This is a genomic window from Cupriavidus gilardii (assembly GCF_013314895.1).
GTDB classification, from domain to species: Bacteria; Pseudomonadota; Gammaproteobacteria; order Burkholderiales; family Burkholderiaceae; genus Cupriavidus; species Cupriavidus gilardii_C.
This window is the reverse complement of sequence record NZ_JABTYE010000039.1, coordinates 1-22,170: the sequence shown is the minus strand read 5'-3', so window position 1 is coordinate 22,170 and position 22,170 is coordinate 1. Positions and strand designations below refer to the sequence as shown.

General features: G+C 68.2%; 21 protein-coding genes. 9 read left to right on the top strand and 12 right to left on the bottom strand.

What is annotated here, in order from left to right:
• Window positions 1-44 precede the first annotated feature (44 nt).
• Window positions 45-1,163 carry a Ku protein gene (locus tag HTY53_RS23790; RefSeq protein ID WP_174109056.1) on the top strand — a complete coding sequence of 373 codons (1,119 nt, stop codon included), beginning with the start codon at window positions 45-47 and terminating at the stop codon, window positions 1,161-1,163.
• A 116-nt stretch (window positions 1,164-1,279) separates the two neighbouring features.
• On the opposite strand, the gene HTY53_RS23785 is transcribed toward HTY53_RS23790, so the two are convergent.
• The 5 genes from HTY53_RS23785 to HTY53_RS23765 all read right to left on the bottom strand — a co-directional run bounded on the left by HTY53_RS23785 (window position 1,280) and on the right by HTY53_RS23765 (window position 5,745).
• Window positions 1,280-1,804 carry a PRC-barrel domain-containing protein gene (locus tag HTY53_RS23785; RefSeq protein ID WP_174109055.1) on the bottom strand — a complete coding sequence of 175 codons (525 nt, stop codon included), beginning with the start codon at window positions 1,802-1,804 and terminating at the stop codon, window positions 1,280-1,282.
• A gap of 101 nt (window positions 1,805-1,905) precedes the next feature.
• Window positions 1,906-2,481, bottom strand: a complete 576-nt coding sequence (locus HTY53_RS23780) for a hypothetical protein (protein WP_174109054.1) — start codon at window positions 2,479-2,481, stop codon at window positions 1,906-1,908.
• A gap of 92 nt (window positions 2,482-2,573) precedes the next feature.
• Window positions 2,574-3,101 (bottom strand): hypothetical protein, encoded by a 528-nt coding sequence (locus tag HTY53_RS23775; RefSeq protein ID WP_174109053.1) that lies wholly within the window; start codon window positions 3,099-3,101, stop codon window positions 2,574-2,576.
• 101 nt (window positions 3,102-3,202) lie between these two features.
• The gene (locus HTY53_RS23770; protein WP_174109052.1) at window positions 3,203-4,120 is read right to left on the bottom strand and encodes a sensor histidine kinase; all 918 of its coding nucleotides are present in this window, start codon (window positions 4,118-4,120) and stop codon (window positions 3,203-3,205) included.
• Between the two features lie 206 nt (window positions 4,121-4,326).
• The gene (locus tag HTY53_RS23765; protein ID WP_174109051.1) at window positions 4,327-5,745 is read right to left on the bottom strand and encodes a sigma-54-dependent transcriptional regulator; all 1,419 of its coding nucleotides are present in this window, start codon (window positions 5,743-5,745) and stop codon (window positions 4,327-4,329) included.
• A 424-nt stretch (window positions 5,746-6,169) separates the two neighbouring features.
• On the opposite strand from HTY53_RS23765, the gene HTY53_RS23760 reads away from it, so the two are divergent.
• Window positions 6,170-7,216: a sigma-54-dependent transcriptional regulator gene (locus HTY53_RS23760; protein WP_174109050.1), complete on the top strand. Its 1,047-nt coding sequence runs from the start codon at window positions 6,170-6,172 to the stop codon at window positions 7,214-7,216.
• A gap of 16 nt (window positions 7,217-7,232) precedes the next feature.
• Here the strand turns inward: HTY53_RS23760 and HTY53_RS23755 are convergent, their stop codons facing one another.
• On the bottom strand, window positions 7,233-8,138 hold the full coding sequence (locus HTY53_RS23755) for an endonuclease/exonuclease/phosphatase family protein (RefSeq protein ID WP_174109049.1): 906 nt from the start codon (window positions 8,136-8,138) through the stop codon (window positions 7,233-7,235).
• The gene (locus tag HTY53_RS23750; protein WP_174109048.1) at window positions 8,135-10,537 is read right to left on the bottom strand and encodes a VTT domain-containing protein; all 2,403 of its coding nucleotides are present in this window, start codon (window positions 10,535-10,537) and stop codon (window positions 8,135-8,137) included. Before HTY53_RS23750 ends, HTY53_RS23755 begins: the two co-directional genes overlap by 4 nt.
• Before the next feature lie 302 nt (window positions 10,538-10,839).
• Between HTY53_RS23750 and HTY53_RS23745 the strand changes: the two genes are divergently transcribed.
• A complete protein-coding gene (locus tag HTY53_RS23745) occupies window positions 10,840-11,580 on the top strand; it encodes a dienelactone hydrolase family protein (protein WP_174109047.1) in 741 nt (246 codons plus the stop codon).
• A gap of 36 nt (window positions 11,581-11,616) precedes the next feature.
• On the opposite strand, the gene HTY53_RS23740 is transcribed toward HTY53_RS23745, so the two are convergent.
• The gene (locus tag HTY53_RS23740) at window positions 11,617-12,069 is read right to left on the bottom strand and encodes a MarR family winged helix-turn-helix transcriptional regulator (protein WP_174109046.1); all 453 of its coding nucleotides are present in this window, start codon (window positions 12,067-12,069) and stop codon (window positions 11,617-11,619) included.
• A 204-nt stretch (window positions 12,070-12,273) separates the two neighbouring features.
• Between HTY53_RS23740 and HTY53_RS23735 the strand changes: the two genes are divergently transcribed.
• The 4 genes from HTY53_RS23735 (at window position 12,274) to HTY53_RS23720 (ending at window position 16,064) form a co-directional block, all read left to right on the top strand.
• Window positions 12,274-12,843: a YggT family protein gene (locus HTY53_RS23735; RefSeq protein ID WP_149320178.1), complete on the top strand. Its 570-nt coding sequence runs from the start codon at window positions 12,274-12,276 to the stop codon at window positions 12,841-12,843.
• 176 nt (window positions 12,844-13,019) lie between these two features.
• Window positions 13,020-13,298 carry a hypothetical protein gene (locus HTY53_RS23730; RefSeq protein WP_053824434.1) on the top strand — a complete coding sequence of 93 codons (279 nt, stop codon included), beginning with the start codon at window positions 13,020-13,022 and terminating at the stop codon, window positions 13,296-13,298.
• Window positions 13,299-13,472: 174 nt separating this feature from the next.
• Window positions 13,473-15,047 (top strand): MFS transporter, encoded by a 1,575-nt coding sequence (locus HTY53_RS23725; protein ID WP_254600094.1) that lies wholly within the window; start codon window positions 13,473-13,475, stop codon window positions 15,045-15,047.
• A 168-nt stretch (window positions 15,048-15,215) separates the two neighbouring features.
• Window positions 15,216-16,064 carry an IclR family transcriptional regulator gene (locus tag HTY53_RS23720; protein WP_174109045.1) on the top strand — a complete coding sequence of 283 codons (849 nt, stop codon included), beginning with the start codon at window positions 15,216-15,218 and terminating at the stop codon, window positions 16,062-16,064.
• Between the two features lie 60 nt (window positions 16,065-16,124).
• Here HTY53_RS23720 and HTY53_RS23715 read toward each other — a convergent pair whose 3' ends face one another.
• Window positions 16,125-17,012, bottom strand: a complete 888-nt coding sequence (locus HTY53_RS23715) for a phytanoyl-CoA dioxygenase family protein (protein ID WP_174109044.1) — start codon at window positions 17,010-17,012, stop codon at window positions 16,125-16,127.
• Between the two features lie 237 nt (window positions 17,013-17,249).
• Between HTY53_RS23715 and HTY53_RS23710 the strand changes: the two genes are divergently transcribed.
• Both HTY53_RS23710 and HTY53_RS23705 read left to right on the top strand, forming a co-directional pair.
• Window positions 17,250-17,738, top strand: a complete 489-nt coding sequence (locus tag HTY53_RS23710) for a MarR family winged helix-turn-helix transcriptional regulator (protein ID WP_174109057.1) — start codon at window positions 17,250-17,252, stop codon at window positions 17,736-17,738.
• The gene (locus HTY53_RS23705; RefSeq protein WP_174109043.1) at window positions 17,735-19,318 is read left to right on the top strand and encodes an MFS transporter; all 1,584 of its coding nucleotides are present in this window, start codon (window positions 17,735-17,737) and stop codon (window positions 19,316-19,318) included. The genes HTY53_RS23710 and HTY53_RS23705 overlap by 4 nt, the downstream gene beginning before the upstream one ends.
• A 70-nt stretch (window positions 19,319-19,388) precedes the next feature.
• On the opposite strand, the gene HTY53_RS23700 is transcribed toward HTY53_RS23705, so the two are convergent.
• From HTY53_RS23700 to HTY53_RS23690, 3 genes are all read right to left on the bottom strand, one after another.
• Window positions 19,389-19,706, bottom strand: a complete 318-nt coding sequence (locus HTY53_RS23700) for a hypothetical protein (protein WP_006577865.1) — start codon at window positions 19,704-19,706, stop codon at window positions 19,389-19,391.
• 325 nt (window positions 19,707-20,031) lie between these two features.
• The gene (locus HTY53_RS23695) at window positions 20,032-21,507 is read right to left on the bottom strand and encodes a DegQ family serine endoprotease (protein ID WP_174109042.1); all 1,476 of its coding nucleotides are present in this window, start codon (window positions 21,505-21,507) and stop codon (window positions 20,032-20,034) included.
• 114 nt (window positions 21,508-21,621) lie between these two features.
• Window positions 21,622-21,969, bottom strand: a complete 348-nt coding sequence (locus HTY53_RS23690; protein WP_238512901.1) for a GIY-YIG nuclease family protein — start codon at window positions 21,967-21,969, stop codon at window positions 21,622-21,624.
• Window positions 21,970-22,170: the final 201 nt, after the last annotated feature.

Here is a 22,170-nt window from a genome sequence, read left to right as displayed (position 1 = left end):
CCTCACGCCCCTCCCGCAGTCAAGGTCCCGGACGGAGTTCCTCTGTGCCACGCATCATCTGGAAAGGCGCCATTTCCTTCGGCCTCGTCAACATACCGGTCGTGCTGAAGGCGGCCGCACGCGACAACGCGCTCGACTTCGACTGGCTCGACGAGCGCGACATGGCGCCGGTCGGCTATCAGCGCATCAACAAGAAGACCGGCAAGCCGGTCGACAAGGACCATATCGTCAAGGGCTACCAGTACGAGAAGGGCGAATACGTGCTGCTGTCGCCGGAGGACTTCCGCCAGGCCAATGTCGAGGCGACGCAGACCGTCGATATCGTCAGCTTCGTGCAGGCCGACCAGATCCCGCCGTACTACTTCGAGACGCCCTACTATCTCGAACCTGACCGGCGCGGCGAGAAGGGCTATGCGCTGCTGCGCGAGACCCTGCGCCGCACCGGCCGCGCGGCGCTGGCCCTGGTCGTGATCCACAACCGCCAGCATCTGGCGGCGGTGCTGGTGCTGGGCGATGCGCTGGTGCTGAACACCATGCGCTGGGCCGAGGAAGTACTGCCGATGGACGAGCTGAATCTGCCCAAGAGCGGCAGCAAGCAGCAAGGCGTCAGCCCGCGCGAAATCGAGATGGCGATGCGGCTGGTCGAGGACATGCAGGAGGACTGGAACCCCGAGGCCTACCGCGATACCTATCGCGACGACCTGATGGAGCGCATCGAGGGAAAGATCGCCGAAGGCAAGACGCATCTGCTGACCCCGGCCGAGCCGGGCGCCGACGAACCGCGCAAGTCGGCCGAGGTGATCGACATGATGGCGCTGCTCAAGGAAAGCATCAAACGCCGCGGCGGGCGCGGCGGTGCGCGGGCCGAAGCGAGCGCCGATGCGGGGGACGAAGCGCAGGGCGAGGAGTCGGACGAGCAGCAGGAAGACGACAAGGAAACGCGCGCGGCGCAGAAGAAAGCGCGCGCCACGGGCGCCCGCAAGACCGCGCGCAAATCGGCCGCCCGTGCCTCCGGCAAGGACAGCAAGGAAGCGAAGCCGGCGGGCAGCCGCAAGAGCACGGCAAAGTCCGGCAAGGCTTCGGCTTCAGCGAAGAAGAGCACGGCGAAGCGAGCCAGCGCCGACAGCGGCTCGCGCAGCGCCCCGCAGCGCAAGCGCGCCTAGCACATCATGGCGTCCCCGCGGATGCGGGGATCCGGCGGCTTTTCAAGGTCACTGGATTCCCGCTTTCGCGGGAACGACACAGGCGGTCCGGACCTTGCCGGCAGAGACGGCCGGCATCAAGCCCACGGATCGTACGAGTCCTCCTTCCAATACGGCGAGGTCCCGTAGTACTGGTGAATGCTGGTGGCCCATTGCGGGTCCGCCATCGCCGGCCAGTGGTCCTTGTCGAAGCCCGGCGCGGCCTTCAGCTTTTCCTTGTCGATCCCAAGCACGAAACACTTGCGCCGCGTGTCGAGCGTCAGCGCCGACCACGGCACCGCGAACAGCTTCTCGCCGATGCCAAGGAAGCCGCCAAACGACAACACCGCATAGGCGACACGGCCGCCCTGTACGTCCAGCATGATGTGGTCGATGGTGCCGAGATCCTCACCGGCCGGGCCGATCACGCTGTTGCCCTCCAGCGTATCGGCCGCCATCACGAAGGGGCCGGGCCCGCTCGCATTGCTGTCGACGTCGCCGACGATGGTCGCGCCGGCAGGCGCGCGTGCCGCGGCCGGGTCGCGAAGGTCACGGGGATCGCGGGGATCGCGGGGATCTCTGAGGTCTCGCGGATCGCGCGGGTCTCTGTCGAGTGGGTTCATTGGCGACTCCTGCTTCGGTTTTCGGTTGACACAATGGCGCCCTCGCGCCCCCTGATGGCTTCACGGCCGCGCGCCCCGTCGTCATGCCGCCGCGGCGCGCGTCACGGACGGCTGGCGGGCACCGGGGGCGCGAGCGGGTCGAAATCGACCCAGCGTCCTTCGCTCCAGCGTCCGTACGCGCGTTCGACGTCCTTGGCGCCGGCCTGGCGCAACACTTCGGCGGCCGTCTCGCGCGTATCGGGACCGACATGCACGGCCAGCAGCACCCCGGCATCGCGCTCGGTCTTGACCTCGCGGCTTGGATCGGGCGCGTTCGATACTCGGTCGGGATCGCGGGTCATCGACAGCGCGCCGACCAGCGAACCCAGATAGGCGCCCAGGCCCGTGGCCAGCGCCAGGACGAGCACGGAAGCCTGCATCAGCGCCAGCGCCACCGCGCCGATCACGGCACCGGCGATGGCGCCCAGCACGATGCCGCGGCCGGCGCCGGCACCGGCCTTGCGGGTGCCCGCATCGACCGCCACGTCGCCGCCGAGCGGGAAGCGTCCATGCTGGCCCGGCGGATTGACGAAGAACAGGGTCACGTCGTCCTCGGCGAAGCCGCGGGCAAACAACTGGCCCGCCGCCGCCTCGGCCTGGGCAAACGTATCAAAGCGTCCGGCGATGATCAGGGACATGCTGGCTCCTTCGAATCGGTTGGCAGACACGCGCTTGGCGAGCGATGGATCGGCAATCGGATTCGGCCTGGCGTTCGGGCGGTGGGCTGCGGTCAGGACCTGGCCTTGGACGTGGACCCGGTCTTCGTCCCCGCGGTCTTGCCGCTCGCGGCCTTGTCGCCTGAGTCCTTGTTGCCTGAGTCCTTGTGGCTTTCCCTGGCTGCGGTGCCCTTGCGCTCGGCCGCAGGACGTGCGCCCGCGGGCTGATGCGCGCTGCCCGGTTCGATTTCCCAGTCGGTGTCGTCCCGTTCGGTGCTGGTCTCCTTCTCGGCATGCATCGCGGCGCTCGGCGAAATCGGATCGCTGGCCGGGAAGGTCATCTCCACCGATTCGTCGACCGCCTGCTGGTACGTGCACGCGCTGCTCTGCTTTTCCGCGTCCTGTTCGGCGGCCTTCTGCTTGCTCGGCTTCGCCGCGCTGGCGGAAGCAGACTTGGCGGCGGATCCATGGGCGGATGGGGGCGCGGTCTTGGCCTTCTGCATCATCGGCTCCTGCTCGATTGGAATAGCGAAACAGATGCAAGCGACGGGCCAGAAGCGAACCGCCCGGGACCGGCGCCCAGGCGGCGCAAGCAGCAGCACTCGGCGTTGCACAAAGTGCATCGCTCGTAAAAAGTACTTGCCGCGCGAGCGGCGCGGCGACCGGGATGAAAGTGGGGAAAAACGGAGGCGGAAAAAGTCGGCTAGTGGCCGGCGTTCTCGTCGGATGGGCCGGGGGACGGGGTCGAGTACGCCGCCGAATTGACCGCTGGATCGATCGCCGCGCCAGGCGGCACGCGGGGGAACGTCACCGCGATGCAGGCAGTTTCGCCGTCCTGCTCGCACTGCTTCGACGGCTCGGCGCCAAGCGACGCACCATGCAATTCCGCCATGCGCCGCGCCAGCAGCAGCGCGGAACTTTGCCGCGCCGGCGCGGCGGCTGCCGTGCCGATATCGCGCCGGAAGAACTCGGACAGCACCGACAGGCGTTCCTTGACACGGTCGGAGGTGGCGCGGCTTTCGGTCAGCCGCAGCTTCACATGGTTGGCGGTCGGCTCCAGATGCGCATCGATGGTGTCGCCGTTGCGCGCCTGCTTCAGGCAGTGCAGTACCAGATGGCGCAGCAGCGGCTCCAGCCGGCGCGGATCCGCCTGCACGAGAACATCGCCACGGCCGCCCTCGCCCTGATCCCGATGGACCAGCACATCGGCCAGCGTCACCCGCCGCGCCTCCGCGACCGGCCTGGCCGACTCCATTGCCTGCGCCATGGCGGCGGCCAGATCCACCGCTTCCCATTCCGCTTCGCTTTCGTCGGCCAGCAGCCGCACCGCCTCCTCCAGATGCTGGATCAGCGTGACCTGCTGCTGCATCGCCGTGCGCAGACCGGTCAGCGCCCGTTGCACCGGCGCGGTGGGTGCGTCCAGCGAATGGTCCAGCACGTACGCCCAGCTCTGGATGCCGTTCAGCGCCGAGCGCAGATCGTGCGATACCTGGTCGATCAGCGTCGTGACTTCGGACGTCGCGTCGACAGTCGCCGGCACCCAGTGCTCGGTGCCCGCCCCGCCGGATTGGCCACCGTTTTCCGCATCGGCGCGGCTGGAGGGGAAAGGTCGCTTGGACATGAGTGAGGGGGTCATTTTGGGGTCGCCGCGCCGATGCGGCGGGGCCGGATTTCCGAGCCGAAGCATAGCTCGGGCCAGGCCGGGCGCTTCGGCGGCGGAATTGGCCGCGGTGTTCGCGGTATTGGCGGAATTGGCCGGATGGGCGGTATTCGTGGGACGCACGGGCGGCAGGATGTTCTTGCGTGGCTTGCGTGGCGCGCGGGGCTTCAGCCGGTGGCCGGGGGCCGCTCGTGCGCACCGCTGTTCGTACCGTTGGCCGATGTCTTGAACGACTCCGGAAGCTTGCCTCCCGCGGCGTATTCCTCGAGGCGGTTGTAAAGCGTCTTCAAACTGATGCCAAGAATTTCCGCCGCATGCTTCTTGACGCCGGCGCACTGCTCCAGCGTGGCGAAAATCAATTCGCGGTCGGCATCGGCCAGCGACATGCCGACCGGCACCGTGACGATCGCGGTGGCGGGCACCTGCGAGGCGGCCGCCTGCAGCGGCACCGGCGATTCGGCGATGACGTCGTCCTCCGCCATGATGAAGGCGCGCTGCACGAAGTTGCGCAGCTCGCGCACATTGCCCGGCCACGAATGCAGCCGCAGATTGGCCAGTACCTCCGGGCCGAAGCGGCGCTGCGTGCCGTGCTCGGCGTTGAGTTGATCGAGGAAGGCCCCCGCCAGCTGCACCACATCGTCGCCGCGGGTGCGCAGCGGCGGCAGTTCGATCGGAAACACGTTGAGGCGGTGATACAGGTCCGCGCGCAGCTTGCCTTCGGCGACCGCCTCCTCCGGATTGCGGTTGGTCGCCGCCACCACGCGCACGTCGGCGCGCAACTCGCGGTTGGTCCCCACGCGCATGAAGGTGCCGGCCTCGAGCACGCGCAGCAGCTTGACCTGCAGCTCGATCGGCATCTCGGTGATCTCGTCCAGGAACAGCGTGCCGCCGGCCGCGCGCTCGAAATAGCCCTTGTGCTGACGCTCGGCGCCAGTGAAGCTGCCGCGTTCGTGGCCAAACATCTCGGATTCGATCAGGTTCGGCGAGATCGCGCCGCAGTTGACGGCGAGGAAGGGCTGACGCCGGCGCGGCGACAGCTCGTGCACGGTCTGCGCCGCAAGCTCCTTGCCGGTGCCGCTCTCGCCGACCAGCAGCACGGTAGCCTCGGTCGGCGCGACCTTGCTGATCTGGTCATAGACCGCCTGCATCGCCTCAGAGCTGCCGAGCAGCCGGCCGAAGCGCCCGTAACGCCGCAGTTCGCCGCGCAGCGAACGCACCTCGGCCTTCAGGTCGCCGGTGGTGGCGATGCGCTTGAGCACCGTCTGCAGGCGCGCGACATTGATCGGCTTGACCAGATAGTCGGTCGCGCCCAGGCGCAGCGCCTCTACCGCACTCTCGACGCTGGCGTAGCCGGTCATCAGGATGATGTCGACCCCGGCGGAGCCGACTTCGTTGAACAGGTCCTTGCCGTCGCCGTCGGGCAGCTTCAGATCCGCCAGCACCGCATCGGGCATCTGCCAGCCGATCTGCAGGCACGCTTCGCGCAGGTCGCCCGCGGTGGCCGCGGTGAACCCTTCCGCCGCGGCGATCTCGGCAAGCGCTGCACAGGTGTTCTCGTCGTCGTCGACGATCAGGATGTGAGGCATAGGCTTGACTGATGCCGGCCGCTGAAACCCTTGACCGGAATGGTGGAATTGAGACTAGGCGCCGTGGCGGTTGGCGCCGCGGCGGGCGTTACTGCCCTGAATAGACGTCATTCTATGCAAGCCGCAAGCGCCGCCATACCGGTGTTAGTCTGACATCGGCCGCCGGCTGCCCCCACCCTGCTTGTCGGACAAACAGCAATGGTGGCCAGATCGATCGCAAGCTAGCATTGCGTTACGCGAACCGCAATGCGGATCTCGCGAAGCCGTGGATTGCGTGCGTGTGCTGGTGTGCTGTGCCTGTGCGCCGTGCTTTTGCGTCGTGCTTTTGCCTTGTGCCCGCCTGGCCTTGTGCCCGCGTGCCCTGCCGCCCGCCTCCACCGTCCGCCGACCGCCTGTCGCTATTTCCGCTCCGCCTTTTCGCTACATGTCGACCAGCACCTCGAACGATCTGCCGGACACGACGCGCTCCCGCCATCGGGAACCCGCGCGGGACCACCCACGCGAGGACGGCGGCCATGGGCCGGCGCGCGACGACTTTGCGCTGCTATGGCGCAGCACCTCGCCGGCGATGCGCCGGCTGCTCGAACAGATTCCCCGCGTCGCCGCCACGGACGTCCCGATGCTGGCCGTCGGCGAAAGCGGCACCGGCAAGGAACTGGTGGCCCGCGCGATACATGAGCGCAGCAACCGGCGCGGCAAACCCTTCGTCGCCGTCAACTGCGGCGCGATTGCGCCGACCCTGATCGAATCGGAGCTGTTCGGCCACGAGAAGGGCGGGTTCACCGGCGCGATGCAGCAGAAAGCAGGCTATTTCGAGCAGGCGCATGGCGGCACGCTGTTCCTGGACGAAGTCACCGAAATGGCGCCCGACATGCAGATCAAGCTGCTGCGGGTACTGGAGACGCGCACCTTCCATCGCGTCGGCGGCGACGCGCAGGTGGTCTGCGACGTGCGCATCGTCTCGGCGACCAATCGCGACCCGCTGGAGGCCGTGCGCAGCGGCGTGCTGCGCGAAGACCTGCTGTACCGGCTCGCCGTGGTGCCGCTGCATATCCCGCCGCTGCGCGAGCGCCGGGAGGACATCGTTCCGCTGGCCAGGCACTTCCTGGCCGAGCTGAACGCGGCCGAAGGCACCGACAAGGTGTTCTCGGCCAGCGCGCTGGAGCGCCTGTGCCAGTACGGCTGGCCCGGCAACGTGCGCGAGCTGCGCAATACGGTCTATCGCGCGTTCATCCTGGCCGACCGCGTCATCGAACTGCCGAACCCGAATATCGCCTCGCAGCCGCCGCTGCCCACCGCCGCCGACGGCGTGCTGAACGTGCGCATCGGCACCACGCTGGCCGATGCGCAGCGGGGCCTGATCCTGGCCACGCTGGCGCGCTTCGACGGCGACAAGCGGCGCGCCGCGCAGGCGCTCGGCATCAGCCTGAAGACGCTGTACAACCGCCTGGACGCCTATCGCGACGGCTGAACCTCGGGACGGCCGATCATCGCGAGGGCTGATCGGCCTGCCTGGCCAGATCGGCTTCCTCGGCCGCCACTGCCGGGGGTCGCGTCGATGCCGGCGTGGCCGAGCGGGCGTGCAGCCGCGCGAGCAGCGGCAGATGGTCCGAGGCGATCCGCGCCAGCGGGCTGCGATGGCTCGTCACCGAAGCGAGCACCGAGCGCGGACAGCACCACAGCCGGTCCAGCGCCAGCACCGGCATCCGCGACGGGAAGGTCGGCACATGCGGCGCCCCGTCGAAATACGCGTGCAGCCATCGCAGCGGCCGCCCCCACAGGAACCATTCGTTGACGTCGCCCAGCAGCACGGTGGGCACGCCAGGCTGTTCGGCCAGCGAGGTCAGCAGCCGGCGCACCTGCATGCGGCGCTCGCCCGGCCATAGCCCCAGATGGGTTGCAATGACCCGCAGCGGCGACGCATGCACGCCGTCGGGACAGCTTAGCGTCGCGTCGATCGCGCCGCGCGGTTCATGGCGGCCGACGCTCAGGTCGATCTGCCGGACCCGGCTGGGCGGAAAGCGCGTCAGCAGCGCGTTGCCATATTCGCCGTCGTGCCGGATCAGCGTGGGGCCGGGAATCGCGTGATAGCCGGTCTCGTCGCGCAGATAGGCCAGCATGTCGAAGCCGGTGCTGCGCGATTCGACTTCCTGCAGCGCGACGATGTCCGCCTGCAATTCCGTCAGCACGCCGGCGATGCGCTTCGGCAGAAAACGTCCGTCCACGCCGATGCCGCCATGGATGTTGTAGCTGGCCACCACGAACTGGGCGGGCGCGGCGGGTCCCGGTGCCTTTCCAGGACTCTCCGGACTCTCCGGACTCTGCGAACTCTCCGGACTCTCGGGGAACGGCTCGACAATGTCGCCGGGGCGCAAAGGATAAATCCGACTCATGCATGCCCTCCATGGCGAGGTTCGCCGATGGCGGCGCGGTGCACCGCCTGCGTGGTCTCCGCCGGCTGCATGGCCTGCGCGATCCTGGCGTCCCGGGCGGCCTCGGCCGCCTGTGCCGCCTCGGCTTCCTTCGCCGCCTGCGCGGCGTCCGCGCGCCGGCGCCGGCGCAGCAGCCACAGCACGCTGAGCGGGATCAGCAGCACCAGCAGCAGCAACGCCACCGTCAGCGGGTTCGGATTGCGTGCCACCGCGGCGATGCGGTCGACCAGCGAGGCCGAGATCACGATGCCGGGCGTCATGCCGATCAGCGTGCCAAGCAGGCAATCGCGAAAGCGGATACGCGAGGCCCCCACCACCAGATTGACCAGTGTGAACGGCGCCACCGGCACCAGCCGGAGCACCACCATCGCCAGCAAGCCGTGCTGGCCGACCTGCTGGCTCAAGGCATTGAGCCGCTTGCCGCCATAGCGCCGTACCGCATCGCGGCCGACAAAGCGGCCGATGCCGTAGCCGGTGGCGGCGCTGAGCACCACGCCGCCCAGCGCGCACAGCGCGCCCTTGACCGGCCCGAACACGACTACCGTCACCACGATCAGCAGGGTCACCGGCACCATCACCAGCCCCGCGGCGACATAGGCGCCGAGCATCGCCAGCGGCGCCATCGGCATGTCGCGGATCCGCTCGACCACATCGAGCACGTTGCGGAAGTCGGCCCACTCTCGCAGCGGCGTATAGCGCCATGCAAAGGCCAGGCCCGCCAGCACCACCAGCAGCAGAATCGCCACGCCCAGGCGGCCGATCACGCGCGGCCGCGCCTCGTGCGTCAGGAATTCGTCGACCAGCCCGTCGGGATCGATCGGCTCGATCGGATCGAGCAGCCGCTCGTCGGGCACCACGGCGTCGACCTCCGGCACCAGCGGCGGGTCGAAAGCCTGCAGGGTCCGCTCCCCGGGTCGATGGCAGCGGGCGATGGTCGCGTGCAGCGCCTCGCCGCGCGCATGGGCGGCGGCCAGTTCGTCGGCATCGCAGCCCAGGTGCTCGGCCACCAGCCGCGCGCGCATGGCGCGGATCGCGGCCGCGATGCGCGCATCGCCGGCGGCCTCGATCACCAGATTGCATTCGGTGTCGAGACCCATCGAGCGATTGTTCAGATTGGCCGAGCCGATCGTCAGCAAGCTGTCGTCGACCACCATGACCTTGCTGTGCACGTTGATGCCGGGCAGCGGTTCGCCGTCGGGGCCGGGTTCGCCCTCGCCTGGCAGATGCGGGTAATAGAGCCGATAGCGGTGGCCTGCATCCACGCTGCGCAGCTTGCGATGCGCGCGGGCGCGCAGCACGCCCATGCTGTGCTCCTCGAGCCAGCCGCTCTCGCTGCGGCGCGAGACCAGCACCACTTCCGGACCCTCGGGCTCGGCCAGCCGCTTCGCCAGCGCGTCGGCCAGCACGCCGGAGCTGAAATACTGATTTTCGAGATACAGGGTCTGGCGCGCGGCGGCGATCGCGTCCAGATGCAGCGCACGGATTTCGCCGATGCCGGGTTCGCCGTCGAAGGCGGGCGCGGTGCGCGCGATCGCCACCGGCACGTCGGTCAGCAGCGGGGCGACGCCGTCGGGCCACAGCGGCCTGTTCTTTTCACCGGCAGCCGGATCGGGCGCGCGCGGCTCGCGCCGGGTACCGCGTCGCCAGCGCTCGGCCGCCATCTCGCCGAGCGCGCGCGCCACGTCGCCTTCGACCACCGCCTGCACGTCGTGAAACGGCCCATAGGGCTTGCCGTCGGGATCGACCCGCCGCGGTTCGTTCAGCGCATGCGAGGGCGTATCCCAGCGGCAGCGGGTCAGATCGAGTCCGCCGACGAAGGCCAGGCTATGGTCGATCACCACGACCTTCTGATGATGCGAGGCGCCCACCGGATGCCGGGCGTCGAGCCGGAACGACAGGCGCCGGTGCGTCTGCCAGTCGAGCTTGACCGCCGGCAGCCACTCGCGCTCCATCGCATACACCATGGCGAAATCCCAGCTCAGCACGTAGACGCGCAGCCGGCGGCGGCGCCGCACCAGGGCGTCGAGGAAATCGCGCAGCCCGCGCGGAAAGCCGTCGTCGGCGCCGCCGGGCACCAGTTCGAAGCGGCTGTCGATATCCCAGCCGAGGATGAATACCGTGTGTTCGGCCTGGATCAGCGCCGAGCGCAGCGCGCGGAAGTACTCTTCGCCATCGACCAGCATGGCAAAGCGCGACGCGCGTTCGATGCGCCAGCAATTGCGCCCCGGCTGCAGCAGCTTCGCCGCGGCGGCGGCCGGCGCACGATCGCCCCCGGCGGCACGCGGCGCGCCCTCGCGGCGCGGCGTCTGCGCGACGCCGGCTGCAGCTTGCCGGTCTTCAGGCGCGTCTTCAGCGGTCATCGACATCCCTGCGGAAACGGAAGGAGGCGAAGCGGGACCAGGATGTCCGGCGGACCTCCGCCAGCAGTATGGCAAGCCCGGCACGGAAGCGCCGTCCGCCGCCGGCCCCGGCGCTTGTCGGAATCCGCCTACATCGGGCGCAGGGCAACGTCCGCCGCGGTACCGGAGCGCGCGGGCGCGATCAGGCACAACCGGCACAACCGGCACAACTGGCACAACCGTCACCACGAGGCACCGCCGTGCGCGCTTGGCAAGCTTGTCCGGCTTGCCTTACCCTGTCGGCCCTACCGATGGAGGAAACGATGGCCGCTACCCTGCCCGCAAACGACACGCTTCGCCGCTGGATCCGCGTCGGCACCGACTCCCATGCCTTCGACGCCTATCTGAGCCTGCCGCCAGGCGGCATGCGCCCCGGCACGCCGGGCATCGTGCTGATCCAGGAAATCTTCGGCGTCAACGAACATATTCGCGCGGTGGCCGACCAATACGCACTGGACGGGTACGCGGTGATGGCGCCGGACATCTTCTGGCGCGAAGCAGCGCGCATCGAGCTCGGCTACACGGGCGCCGACAAGGAACGCGCGATGGCGCTGTACAAGACCACGGACCCCGACGTGGTTCTGGACGATATCGCGCTGACGGCGCAGGCGCTGCGCGCGCAGCTTGGACCGGACGGCAGGATCGCCGCGGTCGGCTACTGCTTCGGCGGGCTGCTGGCGTATCTGAGCGCGGCACGCGGTCTGGTCGATGCGGCGGTGCCCTATTACGGCGGCGGCATCCAGCGCCGCCTCGAGCAGGCCGGCGCGGTGCGCGTGCCGATCCAGTTCCACTACGGCGAGCGCGACGCCAATATTCCGCCCGAGGCGGTCGAACAGGTGCGTGCCGCGATGGCGGGCAATCCGCGCGCCGATATCCACGTCTACCCGGGCGCCGACCACGGCTTCAACTGCTGGGCGCGCGCCTCCTACGACCAGCCCTCGGCGGTGCTGGCGCATGGGCGCACGTTGACCTTCCTGGCCCAGGCGCTGTCGCAGCGGGCCTGAGCCGGCGGACTTCGCGGGCCGGAATGGCCCGCTCCACTACCCGCGCGACACGCCGTCGTCGTTGAAGGCGGTCAGGCGCGAGATGCGGAAGGTATGGCGCAGCGATTCGAGTTTGCTCCGATGCAGCAGCGCCAGCCGATTCAGGCAACGCTCGCCCTTGGGCTGCAGATGGACCTGCACCACGCGGCGGTCGGCCGCGTTGGTCTTGCGCCTGACCAGACCGGCCGCCTCGCAGCGATTGACCAGCGCGACCACGCCGTGCTGCTTGGCCTGCAGCCGCTCGGCCAGCTCGCCGATCGAGGCCCAGTCGCGCCCCGGAAAACCCCGGATATGCAACAGCAGCAGATACTGCTGCACGGTCAGGCCCTCCTCGCGCACGGCGTCCTCGGAGAAACGCATGAAGCGCCGCAGCTGGTAGCGGAAGTCGGACAGCGCCTCGAAGTCCTGCTTGGCAAGCTCGGCGGCGCTCGGTGAACGGGGCTGGGTCATGGCGTGCGATGGAGCGGCCGGCGTGGCAGCGCGGCCGCGATCTGGGGTCGGGCGTCATTATAGGTGCGTGGCAAGGCAGTTACGCGCAGTGCGGCGCACCGGCACGAGTCTGCGGCCGCGCCCACGGTTGCGCTACGCGGGGCATCCCGGGTATGGCAGAATCTGTGCGTCCGCAGACACCTGCGCCACGACCACGGAAATCCGATGCTCTCGCAAATCGCCATCTTTCTGCTCGACACCGTTTTCACGCTATTCGGCATGGCGCTGCTGCTGCGGCTGTGGATGCAATTGACGCGCTTGCCGGCGCGCAATCCGATCTCGCATGCCGTGTTCCAGGTCACCGACTGGCTGGTGCGGCCGCTGCGGCGGATCATCCCGGGCGTCGGCGGCATCGACTGGGCCACCGTGGTCGCCGCCTGGCTGACCGCCGTGGTGTTCCTGCTGGCGGTAATCGGATTGACCGCCGGCAACCCGCTCGGCCTGCTGCCCGCGGTGCTCGGCATCGCGGTGCTCAACGTGCTGAAGTGGGGCATCAGCCTGGTGATGTGGGTGACGCTGCTGATGGCGATCCTGTCCTGGGTCAATCCGCATTCGCCGATCACCCCGGTGATCCAGCAGTTGACCGATCCGCTGCTCGATCCGATCCGCCGCGTGATCCCGCGCCTGGGCGGCTTCGATATCTCTCCGCTGGTGCTGTTCATTCTCGCGCAGGTGCTGCTGATGGTGATCGCGGGGCTGAGCGTCAATCTGTTCGGCCTGCGGCATCTGCTCTGAAGCGCCCGCGTACCGCCCCCGCGGACGGGCGCCGGCAAGGGTTCGCCGCGATTGTCTGTCTGCTTGAACAGTGTGTTGCTGCAGGGCCTCTTTTTCCGCCTGAGCGACGGGCGTAGATTCGGGCGGTGTGATCGGCTGATGCCGGCCACACCGCTTTGATCAAAGGAAAAAGAACCATGAAGACTCTTGCACAACCCCGTCGCCTGGCCTTCGCGCTGCTCTGCGCCGCTGGCCTGTCCCTGTCCGCCACCGCGCTGCACGCCACCACGCTCGATCGCGACGTGCTGCGTCTGGAAGGCGCCTCGATGCACGTCGGCAAGGCCGACCCGTACACCGACGGCGCCCGCACGGTGGACGCCTACACCGATGGCGCCCGCAGCGTCGATGCCTACACGGACGGCGCACGCGCCGACCACGTGTCGGACAATCGCGACCGCTTCGGCCAGGGCGCCTGAGGCCCTCGCGCGCCATGCGGCGTGCCTGCGAAAACCGGCCTGCGGGCCGGTTTTTTCATTGGGGCGTCGTGTTTCGGTCAGTCACCGCTGGCCGCGGCGATTGTTCCGGCAGCCGGACGAAGTTTCCAGCCCAGGCGGTTTTTCCCGCACGCGCGCGCCGCTAAGCTGGCGCCCATGCCCCACCAACCCTTGCCTGCCGGCACTGTCCCGCCGAATCCCTCCCCGACACCGCGTCAGCCTTCGCTGCGCCTCGCCTCGCATCCCGAGCTGGGACCGCTGCGGCTGTCGGCATTCGGCCTGACGCTGGGGCTGGTGACCGGCCTCGACTTCTCGTCGACGCTGATGATGGCGGTGGCGAGCCAGCACATCCAGGGCGGCGTCAATGCGACGCCCAGCGACTACCTGTACGCAGTCAGCGCCTATGCCGCGGCCGCCGTGCTGATGAACATGCTGCTCGATCAGATCGCGCGGCGCATCACCTACAAGCGCTTCACGATGGCGTCGCTGGTGGTGTTCGTGCTGGGCGCGATCCTGTGCGCGGAGGCCGGCTCGCCGACCGGCCTGATCGTCGGCAAGACGGTCGAGGGCCTGGGCGCCGGCGGACTGTTCGCGGCCTCGCGCATCCTGGTGCAACTGCTGACGGCCCCATCCGAACGCGCCCCGCTGCTGCTGCGCTTTGGCCTCGGTTCGTTCGGCCTGCTGGCGGTGACGCCCTGGCTGACCGGCATCTTCCTCGACGACATCGGCTGGCGCGCAGTCTTCCTGTTCCAGGCCGTGATCGCGCTGCCGGTGCTGGCGCTGGTGGCGCTGACCTACCCGCGCCGCGGCCCGCGCGACCCGCATCCGCCGGTATCGACGCTGGACTGGCCGGCCGCGCTTGGCGCCGCCGCGGGCGCGTTGGTGCTGCTGCACACGCTGCAGGAGATGCGCTATACGCGCTTCTTCAGCACGCCGCACATGCCGCTGATGGCCGCTGCCGGGCTGGCGCTGCTGCTGTTCTGCGCCTGGCGGCTGCACCGGCATCCGGATCCGTGGATCGACCCGTCGCGGCTGCTCGGGCGGCGCTATCTGTACGGCCTGGGCTTCTACACGCTGTACTACCTGCTGTCGGCGATCTGGGCCTATCTGCTGCCGACGCTGACGCAGAGCGGGCTGGGCCTGACCTTCCGCACCACCAGCATGCTGCTGTCGGTCAGCGGCACCGTGTCCGCCATCGGCGCGGTGGTGCTGACGCTGTGCATGGCGATGGTGTTCCGCAAGCGGCGGGTAATCGCGGCCGGCCTGGTGATCTACGCCTGCGCCGCGATGCTGCTGTCGCAACGGCTGATGCCGGGCGCCCCCGACTACGCCCTCGTGCCGGTGGTGCTGCTCGAGGGCCTGACACCGGTGCTGCTGATGATCCAGGTGGCCTCGATGACCTACCTCGATCTGCCGGTCGAGGACTTCGCCCACGCCTACCAGTTCAAGAACGTCTGCAAGCAGATCGCCTCGGCGACCGGCACCGGGCTGGCCAGCATGTGGATGCAGGAAGGCGCGGCCACGCACCGCACGCATCTGGTCGAGCACGTGACGCGTTTCGAGCCGGCCCTGCAACAGGGCGGCGGGCTGTCGGCCTTCGATCTGGCGCGGCTGTCGCAGGAGGTGGATCGCCAGGCCACCTTGCTGGCCGGCATCGATCTGCTGCATGGCTTCGCGCTGGTCTGCGTGCTGATCGCGGGTTTCGTGCTGGTGCAGAAGAGCTTCCGCTGAGGTTTCATGCCGGGAGCTGCGGGCTCCTTGCGAGGCGATGCTGGCCGGGCTTTGCGACACAACCGGGCATGGCGGCTTGATGGCGGCTTGCCCCTCTGGCGGTCTGCGGCCTTTTCCACTACTCTTTCGGCCTTTCCGTGCGCATTCGGCATCCAGCCGTATACCTCGATGGCCAGCCACGCCCAGAACGATTCCCAGGATTCCAAGCCGTCCGCCGCCGAAGCTGCCGGCACCGCAAGCACCGCCGCCGAGAAGCCCAGCGACAGCTACGTCCAGTCCTTCGCCCGCGGGCTGTCGGTGATTCGGGCCTTCAACGCCCAGCGTCCCGCCCAGACCTTGACCGAGATCGCCCAGGCCAGCGGCCTGACGCGCGCCGGTGCGCGGCGCATTCTGCTGACGCTGGTGGGGTTGGGCTACGTCGAGGCCGACGGCCGGCTGTTCCGGCTGACGCCGAAGATCCTCGACCTCGGCTTCGCCTATCTGACCTCGATGCCGTTCTGGAACCTGGCCGAGCCGATCATGGAGGCGCTGTCGCAGCAGGTCCACGAAAGCTGCTCGGTGTCGGTGCTGGACGGGACCGAGATCGTCTATGTGCTGCGCGTTCCCGCACGCAAGATCATGACGATCAATCTGTCGATCGGCAGCCGGTTGCCCGCCTATTGCTCGTCGATGGGCCGCGTGTTGCTGGCGGGACTGTCGGACGAGGAACTCGATCGCGTGCTGCGCGCCAGCGATCTGCGCAAGCGCACGCAGCGCACGGTCACCGATATCGACGAGCTGAAGGCGATCATCGCGCGCATCCGCCAACAGGGCTGGGCGCAGAACGATCAGGAGCTGGAGGAAGGGCTGGTGTCACTGTCGGCGCCGATCCGCAATCGCGCCGGCCAGGTCATCGCGGCGATGAACATCAGCGGCCAGGCCAACCGCACCAGCGCCGAGGAGATGGTGCGCCGTTTCCTGCCGCCGCTGCTCGAAGCGTCCGAGAAGATCACGAACCTCGTCAGTCTGCGAACCTGACGGGCGGGGGGTCGTCTGGCCCTGCGTCCTGGCCCTCGCCGGTTCGCTTTTTTCCGTGCTTCAACTGGCCATCGGCCCCGGCAATTGCACCATGCCGTGCTGTGCCGAACGCGTGCCGGGCACCGGCTTGTTGCTCAGGCCCAGATAGGCGAAGGCGACCGACAGCTTGACCGCGTCGGACAGGTTCTGCCCCGCGCTGTGGAACAGCCGGCTGTCGAAGAACAGCACGTCGCCGCGCTGCAACGACAGCGGCGTCGCGCCCGCCAGCAGCGCCGCACTGGCCGGATGGCTGTCGACCAGGAATTCCGCGGCATCGAGCTGCCCCGGTTCCAGCGCGACCCGATGCGAACCGGGTATCACGCGCAGCGCGCCATTGCGCTCGTCCTCGTTGCCCAATGCCAGCCACACCGTCACCAGTTCCGGACTGGCGAACGACCAGTAGCGCGTATCGCGATGCCAGCCGGTCTGGCTGCCATAGGCCGGATGCTTGGTCATCACGCAGTTGTGGTGGGCCAGCGTCAACTGCGCCGGCTCGCCGAGCAGCGCCGTGACCAGCGTGGCCACGCGTGGATCGGTCGCCCATTGCTGAAACACCGGGTCGCGATCGTAGGCCTGTCGCAGCCGCCGCACCGTCGCCCCGCCGGCCGCGTCCCGGCTCGGGGGTGCGCCCGGATAGCCGAGTTCGGCCTCGTATTCGACCGGCTCCACCGCGGCCGCGAGCTGCACGCGCGCCACCCGCTCCATCGCATCGCACAAGGCCGGCTCGGCCAGGCCGCGCAACACCACGAAGCCGTCGCGGTGAAAAGCCGCGGCCAGCGCCTCGAGTTCTTGTGCGTCGAAGGGAGACGTCGCGGGCGGCGCGGCAGTGTCGTTGAGCGCGTCGTTCAGCGCATCGTTCTGCGCGTCGGACGCGGCGTCGGGAGGGTTGGGAGCGGCAGGGGTCGTCATGGCGACAGCGGAACTGGCAAGGCGGCGAGGCCAGGGCTTCGCCGCGGGTTGGGCACGGCGCGACGGGAACGGTTTCGCGCGCCAACAAACCGGATGATGCCAGAAGCGGGCGCGCCGCGTGCGCGCAGCCCTTGCGTACGGCGTGTGCCGTCTCGCATGGCCGCAGGCAGCACGCTTTCGCGCGCACTGGTATCGTTCGATATAATTACATTTGTAACTATTTGGAGCGTCTGGGCCATGTCCTTTGAAGACCGCATCGACCGCTTCTGCGCCGCCCATCCCGAGGCGCCGCGCGACCTGATCCTGGCGTCCCGGCTGTTGATGCGCACGGCGCGGCTACTGCGCGCGCATATCGATCGCGCGCTGGCACCCTTCGATCTCGACATGTCGCAGTACCTGTGCCTGAGCATGCTGGCCGCCGACGAAGGCCAGCCGAGCATGCCGTCCGAATTGAGCACGACGCTCGACGCCACGCGAACGCAGATGACGCGACTGCTCGACGGACTCGAAGCGCGCGGCCTGCTGCGCCGGCGCGCGTCGACCCAGGATCGGCGCAGCCTGGAGCTGCGGCTGACCGCGGCGGGGCGTACCCTGGTCGAGCGCGCCGCGCCGGTTGTGCACGCCGCGTATGGCGAGGCCTGGGGTCCGCTGGGCGAAACCGGACTGGCAGGCGCGACGCGCGCTCTTGCGAAGCTGCACCAGCATCTGGACACGCTGGAATCATGAGCCTGCACGTCGTATCGCGCCGGTTGGTGCGATTGCGCCGCGGCGCAGGACGGCTGCGGCTGCTCGGCCATCGGCAGCGCCAGACGCTGTTGATGCTGTTGCTCGCGCTGGCTACTGCGGTCGAATTCCTCGAGAACATCATGTTCGTCTTTGCCGCCAGCCATATCGTAGGCGGCATCGACGGCGATCCCCGCAGCTTCGCACTGGTGCAGGCGGCCTACGCGGTCGGCAGCATGCTGACCATCCTGAAGCAGCCCTGGCTGGCGCATCGCTTTGGCTATCGGCGCTATCTGACCGGCGCGCTGCTGCTGTTCATTGTCGGCGCGCTGGCCGCCGCAGGCAGCCATTCGGCGACGCAACTGGCGGCCGCGCGGCTGCTGCAAGGGCTCGGTGGCGGCGCACTGTTTACGAGCTGCCGCATCCTCGTCAATCTGATGTTCTCGCCGGCCGACCGGCCGCGCGCGTTGCGCATCTTCATGATGGGGATCTTCGGCGCTTCGGCGTTGGCCCCGGCTTTTGCCGCCGCGCTGATCGAGCATGGCGTCTGGCAGGACGTGTTCTACGGCGTGGTGCCGTTCGCCGCGCTGGCCGCCTTCGCGGCATGGTGGCTGTTGCCGGATGCCGAGGCCTCGACCGCTGCAGAAGCGCCGGCGATCGGACCGCTGCTGCAGTTCGGCATCGCCATCATCGTGCTGCAAGCCGCGTTCAGCGAGGCGCGCTTCGACGTGCTGTCGCACCCGACGCGTCTCGCCGCCCTTGGCGCGAGCGGTGCCGCGCTGCTGGCGCTGTTCCTGTGGCACCAGTGGCATCACGGCAAGCCACTGCTGGCGCTGCGCAATCTGCGCCATCCGGTGTATCTGACCGGGCTGGCGATGTATTTCGTCTACTACCTGATCAACAACCTGAGCGGCTACCTGTTTCCGATCTACGCCGAACAGGGGCTGGGACTGCCGCTGCAGACCACCGGCTGGCTCAACACCGTGTCGGCGGCCGTCAGCCTCGCCGGTATCGCGATCTATCTGAAGAGCGCTTCGCGGCTGTCGCGCAAGAAGCCGTTGATGGCCGCGGGCCTGGTGGTGATGGCCGGCGCGGCCTGGTGGTTTTCACGGTTGCCGCCGGATGCCGACGTCGGCGCGCTCGCCCTGGGGCTGGTCGGCAAGGGCCTGTTCGGCGTGATGGTCATCATCCCGATCGCGGGGCTGACGTTTCGCCCGCTATCGTCCGATGACTTCGCGCACGGATATCGCAGCAAGAACCTGATGCGGCAGATCGCCAGCTCGTTTGCGTCCGCGCTGGGCGCGATTCTGCTGCAAAACCGGCAGTTCGCCGTCCATCAGGGCATCGTCGACGCACTTGGCAATCGGCCGGAGCAGACCGAGCAGTGGATGCGGACGATGGAGGGAACGTTGGCCTCGCGCGGGCTCGATGCCGCGCACGCGCATCAGTTCGCGCTGACATGGCTGGCGCGGCTGGTCGATCAACAGGCCAGGCTGATGGCTTGCGAGGATCTGTATCGCTGGATCGCGGTGCTGGCGCTGTGCGCGGCGGCGGCGATGCTGTGGCAGCGTCGGCTCGATTGAGCGCGCCGCGAGGGACCGCAGCAGAGACTGCGGTCGGTGTGAGGGGTGTCGCCCGGCAGCGTTGCCGTCGTCAGAACAACGGCAGCTGGCGCATGCCGAAACCCACGGTCTCTTCGACGCGCATGCGCGCATGCGCCAACGAACCTTCGGCACCCGAATAGTTGCCGGCAGCCCAGCGATAGACCACGGGCACTTCGCCGCGCTCGGACAGATGTACTTCGCCCAGCTTGTCGCCGCGCTCGTTGCGGTAGTAGTGGGAACGATAGCCGCGCTCCCAGTAGGTGACCTCTACCTTCTTGCGACGACGGGGCGACGGCGTCGCGCGCGGCATGCGCCGCGCCCGGTCGGTCGCCGTCACCGTAGATGCACGCGTGAGATCCAACTGCATAGACTTCCTTTTCGTTCGAGTCCACAAGACGATGGCACCGATGCCTCGTCATGCATCGCAGTCGAGATGATACGCCGTGATTGCGTTCCTGTGTGGCCATGCAGCCCGGAAAAGCGCGCTGGGCAACGTTTTGCGGGTGGGTACGTATACGTATACCTGCCGTATACGTTGGCGCGTATACGGCAGGTATACGGGGTCGTATACGTGGGCGTATACCTCGTCGTAAACGTGATCGAGCAAGTTGAAGCCCGTCGAGGTAACAGGTAAAAAGGCGTCGCGTCCGGGCCTGGCGATGGCCCGATCGCGACGCCTTACGCGCCATGCCTCAGCCCAGTTCGATCGGCACGAAGAGCTGCGTGTCGTCACGCTGCACCAGCAGCGCGACTTCCTTGCCGGCCTTCGACACCATCGTGCGCAACTGCTCGACGGACTTGATCGGCGTCCCGTTGAAGGCAAGGATCACGTCGCCCGGTTGAATGCCGACGCGTGCCGCGGGGCCCGACGCGTCCTCGACCACGAGGCCGCCGGCGATGCCGCTCTCGCGCTGCTCGGCTGGCGACAACGGCCGCACCGCCAGACCGAGCTTGCCGCCGGACTGCGCACCATCGCTCTTTTGCGCGACGGTTTGCTCGTTGGCCGCGCCAACCTTCACCGTCAGCGTGATGGGCTTGCCTTCGCGCACGACCTTCAGCTTTGTCTCGGTGCCCGGCTTCAGATCGGCCACGTGCTCGGGCAGGTCGGTGGAACGATCGACCGTGTCGTCGCCGATCTGCACGATCACGTCGCCGGGCTTCAGGCCTGCCTTCGCCGCGGGACCGTCCGGCTCGACCGTATTGACCAGCGCACCCGCGGGCTTGGGTAAGCCGAACGATTGCGCCAGCGCCTGGTTGACCTCCTGCACGCCGATGCCCAGACGGCCGCGCGTGACCTTGCCGTGCGCGACCAGTTGCTGTTGAACCTTGGTGGCCACGTCGATCGGGATCGCGAACGACAGACCTTGATAACCGCCGGTCCGGCTGTAGATCTGCGAGTTGATGCCGATCACCTCGCCGCGCTGATTGAACAGCGGGCCGCCGGAGTTGCCGGGGTTCACCGCGACGTCGGTCTGAATGAACGGCACATAGGTATCGTCCGGCAGCGCGCGCGACTTGGCGCTGACGATGCCGGCGGTCACGGTGTTCTCGAAACCGTACGGCGAGCCGATCGCCACCACCGGCTCGCCGACGCGAACCTGCGACGGGTCGCCGAGCTGCACGGTCGGCAGATCCTTGGCGTCGATCTTGATCACCGCGATGTCGGTCTGCTTGTCGACGCCGAGCACCTTTGCCTTGAACTCGCGCCGGTCGGTCAGCTTGACGACCACCTCCTGCGCACCGTCGACGACGTGCGCGTTGGTCAGGATCATGCCGTCCGGGCTGACGATAAAGCCCGAGCCCAGGCCACGCGCGAGTTGCGGCTGGTCTGGCTGAGGACCATACGGGAACGGAATGCCGAAGCGCTTGAAGAACTGGAACATCGGATCGTCGGGATCCATGCCCGGCGGCATCTGTACCGCAGTGCGCTGAGCCCGCGCGGTCACGCTGATATTGACGACCGCGGGACCGTAGCGCTCGACGATGCCGGAGAAGTCCGTCGGCGTAGCCATCGCGCGGCCGGGAGCGGCCGTCACCTGCGCGGTCACCGGGGTCGGCGCGGCATAGCTCGACGCCACCGCCTCCTTCTGGAGATAGTGGTAGCCGCCTCCCAATACGCCCAGGGCAGCAATGGCAACGGCCGTACGAGCAACAGTTCGGCGAATCATCTGGTTCTCCTCGTTGGTTCGGCGCCCACGGTGGGCGCGACGAGGACATGCTAGGGGGCCAGACTTAAACGAGCCTTAAGGAAGGGAATGGCTGGAATTCGATACCGCGGCGATTCAGGATTTCGCTGGCGTCGCCGCGACATCGGTCGGGCGACCACCGTCGCGCAGCCACGCGAGCAATGCCGGTATCTCGGCCTGTGGCAGCATCGCGCAAAACTGCCGCTTGCGTGCGACATGCAGGCGCTTGACCAGCGCCTCCAGTCGGGAGGCCTCCGCCCGATCGGCACAGCGCAACTGAGCCGCGATCGCAATCGGCTTGCGCGAACGGGTGTAGCGAGCGCCGGTGCCAGCCTGGTGCTGGGCGAAACGGCGGACGACATCGGTGGTGATGCCGGTATAGAGGCTGCCATCGGCGCATTCGAGCAGGTACAGGTACCAGGAATGGTCGGGTGGCGTGGTCACGTTGGAATCGAGGCGAGAAGCGCGCGGTGGCGAAGCCGGCATTGTGAGGCAGTTGGCGCGACGAGGAAAGCGCCTGCTGTTGCTGTTGCTGTTGCCGCAGCTGTTGCTGTTGCAGCTATCGCTGCCGCCGCCGCAAAGCAAAACGCCCCAGACCTTGTGAGATCTGGGGCGTTTTCAAAGGAGAGCCTGGCGATGACCTAC

Bases quoted from the DNA above. Each gene is read 5' to 3' on its own strand.
- HTY53_RS23700 (WP_006577865.1), bottom strand. From the start codon at position 19,706: ATGCAGTTGGATCTCACGCGTGCATCTACGGTGACGGCGACCGACCGG.
- HTY53_RS23735 (WP_149320178.1), top strand. From the start codon at position 12,274: ATGCTCTCGCAAATCGCCATCTTTCTGCTCGACACCGTTTTCACGCTA.
- HTY53_RS23720 (WP_174109045.1), top strand. From the start codon at position 15,216: ATGGCCAGCCACGCCCAGAACGATTCCCAGGATTCCAAGCCGTCCGCC.
- HTY53_RS23755 (WP_174109049.1), bottom strand. From the start codon at position 8,138: ATGAGTCGGATTTATCCTTTGCGCCCCGGCGACATTGTCGAGCCGTTC.
- HTY53_RS23695 (WP_174109042.1), bottom strand. From the start codon at position 21,507: ATGATTCGCCGAACTGTTGCTCGTACGGCCGTTGCCATTGCTGCCCTG.
- HTY53_RS23705 (WP_174109043.1), top strand. From the start codon at position 17,735: ATGAGCCTGCACGTCGTATCGCGCCGGTTGGTGCGATTGCGCCGCGGC.
- HTY53_RS23725 (WP_254600094.1), top strand. From the start codon at position 13,473: ATGCCCCACCAACCCTTGCCTGCCGGCACTGTCCCGCCGAATCCCTCC.
- HTY53_RS23785 (WP_174109055.1), bottom strand. From the start codon at position 1,804: ATGAACCCACTCGACAGAGACCCGCGCGATCCGCGAGACCTCAGAGAT.
- HTY53_RS23710 (WP_174109057.1), top strand. From the start codon at position 17,250: ATGTCCTTTGAAGACCGCATCGACCGCTTCTGCGCCGCCCATCCCGAG.
- HTY53_RS23740 (WP_174109046.1), bottom strand. From the start codon at position 12,069: ATGACCCAGCCCCGTTCACCGAGCGCCGCCGAGCTTGCCAAGCAGGAC.
- HTY53_RS23715 (WP_174109044.1), bottom strand. From the start codon at position 17,012: ATGACGACCCCTGCCGCTCCCAACCCTCCCGACGCCGCGTCCGACGCG.
- HTY53_RS23780 (WP_174109054.1), bottom strand. From the start codon at position 2,481: ATGTCCCTGATCATCGCCGGACGCTTTGATACGTTTGCCCAGGCCGAG.
- HTY53_RS23770 (WP_174109052.1), bottom strand. From the start codon at position 4,120: ATGTCCAAGCGACCTTTCCCCTCCAGCCGCGCCGATGCGGAAAACGGT.
- HTY53_RS23730 (WP_053824434.1), top strand. From the start codon at position 13,020: ATGAAGACTCTTGCACAACCCCGTCGCCTGGCCTTCGCGCTGCTCTGC.
- HTY53_RS23760 (WP_174109050.1), top strand. From the start codon at position 6,170: ATGTCGACCAGCACCTCGAACGATCTGCCGGACACGACGCGCTCCCGC.
- HTY53_RS23745 (WP_174109047.1), top strand. From the start codon at position 10,840: ATGGCCGCTACCCTGCCCGCAAACGACACGCTTCGCCGCTGGATCCGC.
- HTY53_RS23750 (WP_174109048.1), bottom strand. From the start codon at position 10,537: ATGACCGCTGAAGACGCGCCTGAAGACCGGCAAGCTGCAGCCGGCGTC.
- HTY53_RS23765 (WP_174109051.1), bottom strand. From the start codon at position 5,745: ATGCCTCACATCCTGATCGTCGACGACGACGAGAACACCTGTGCAGCG.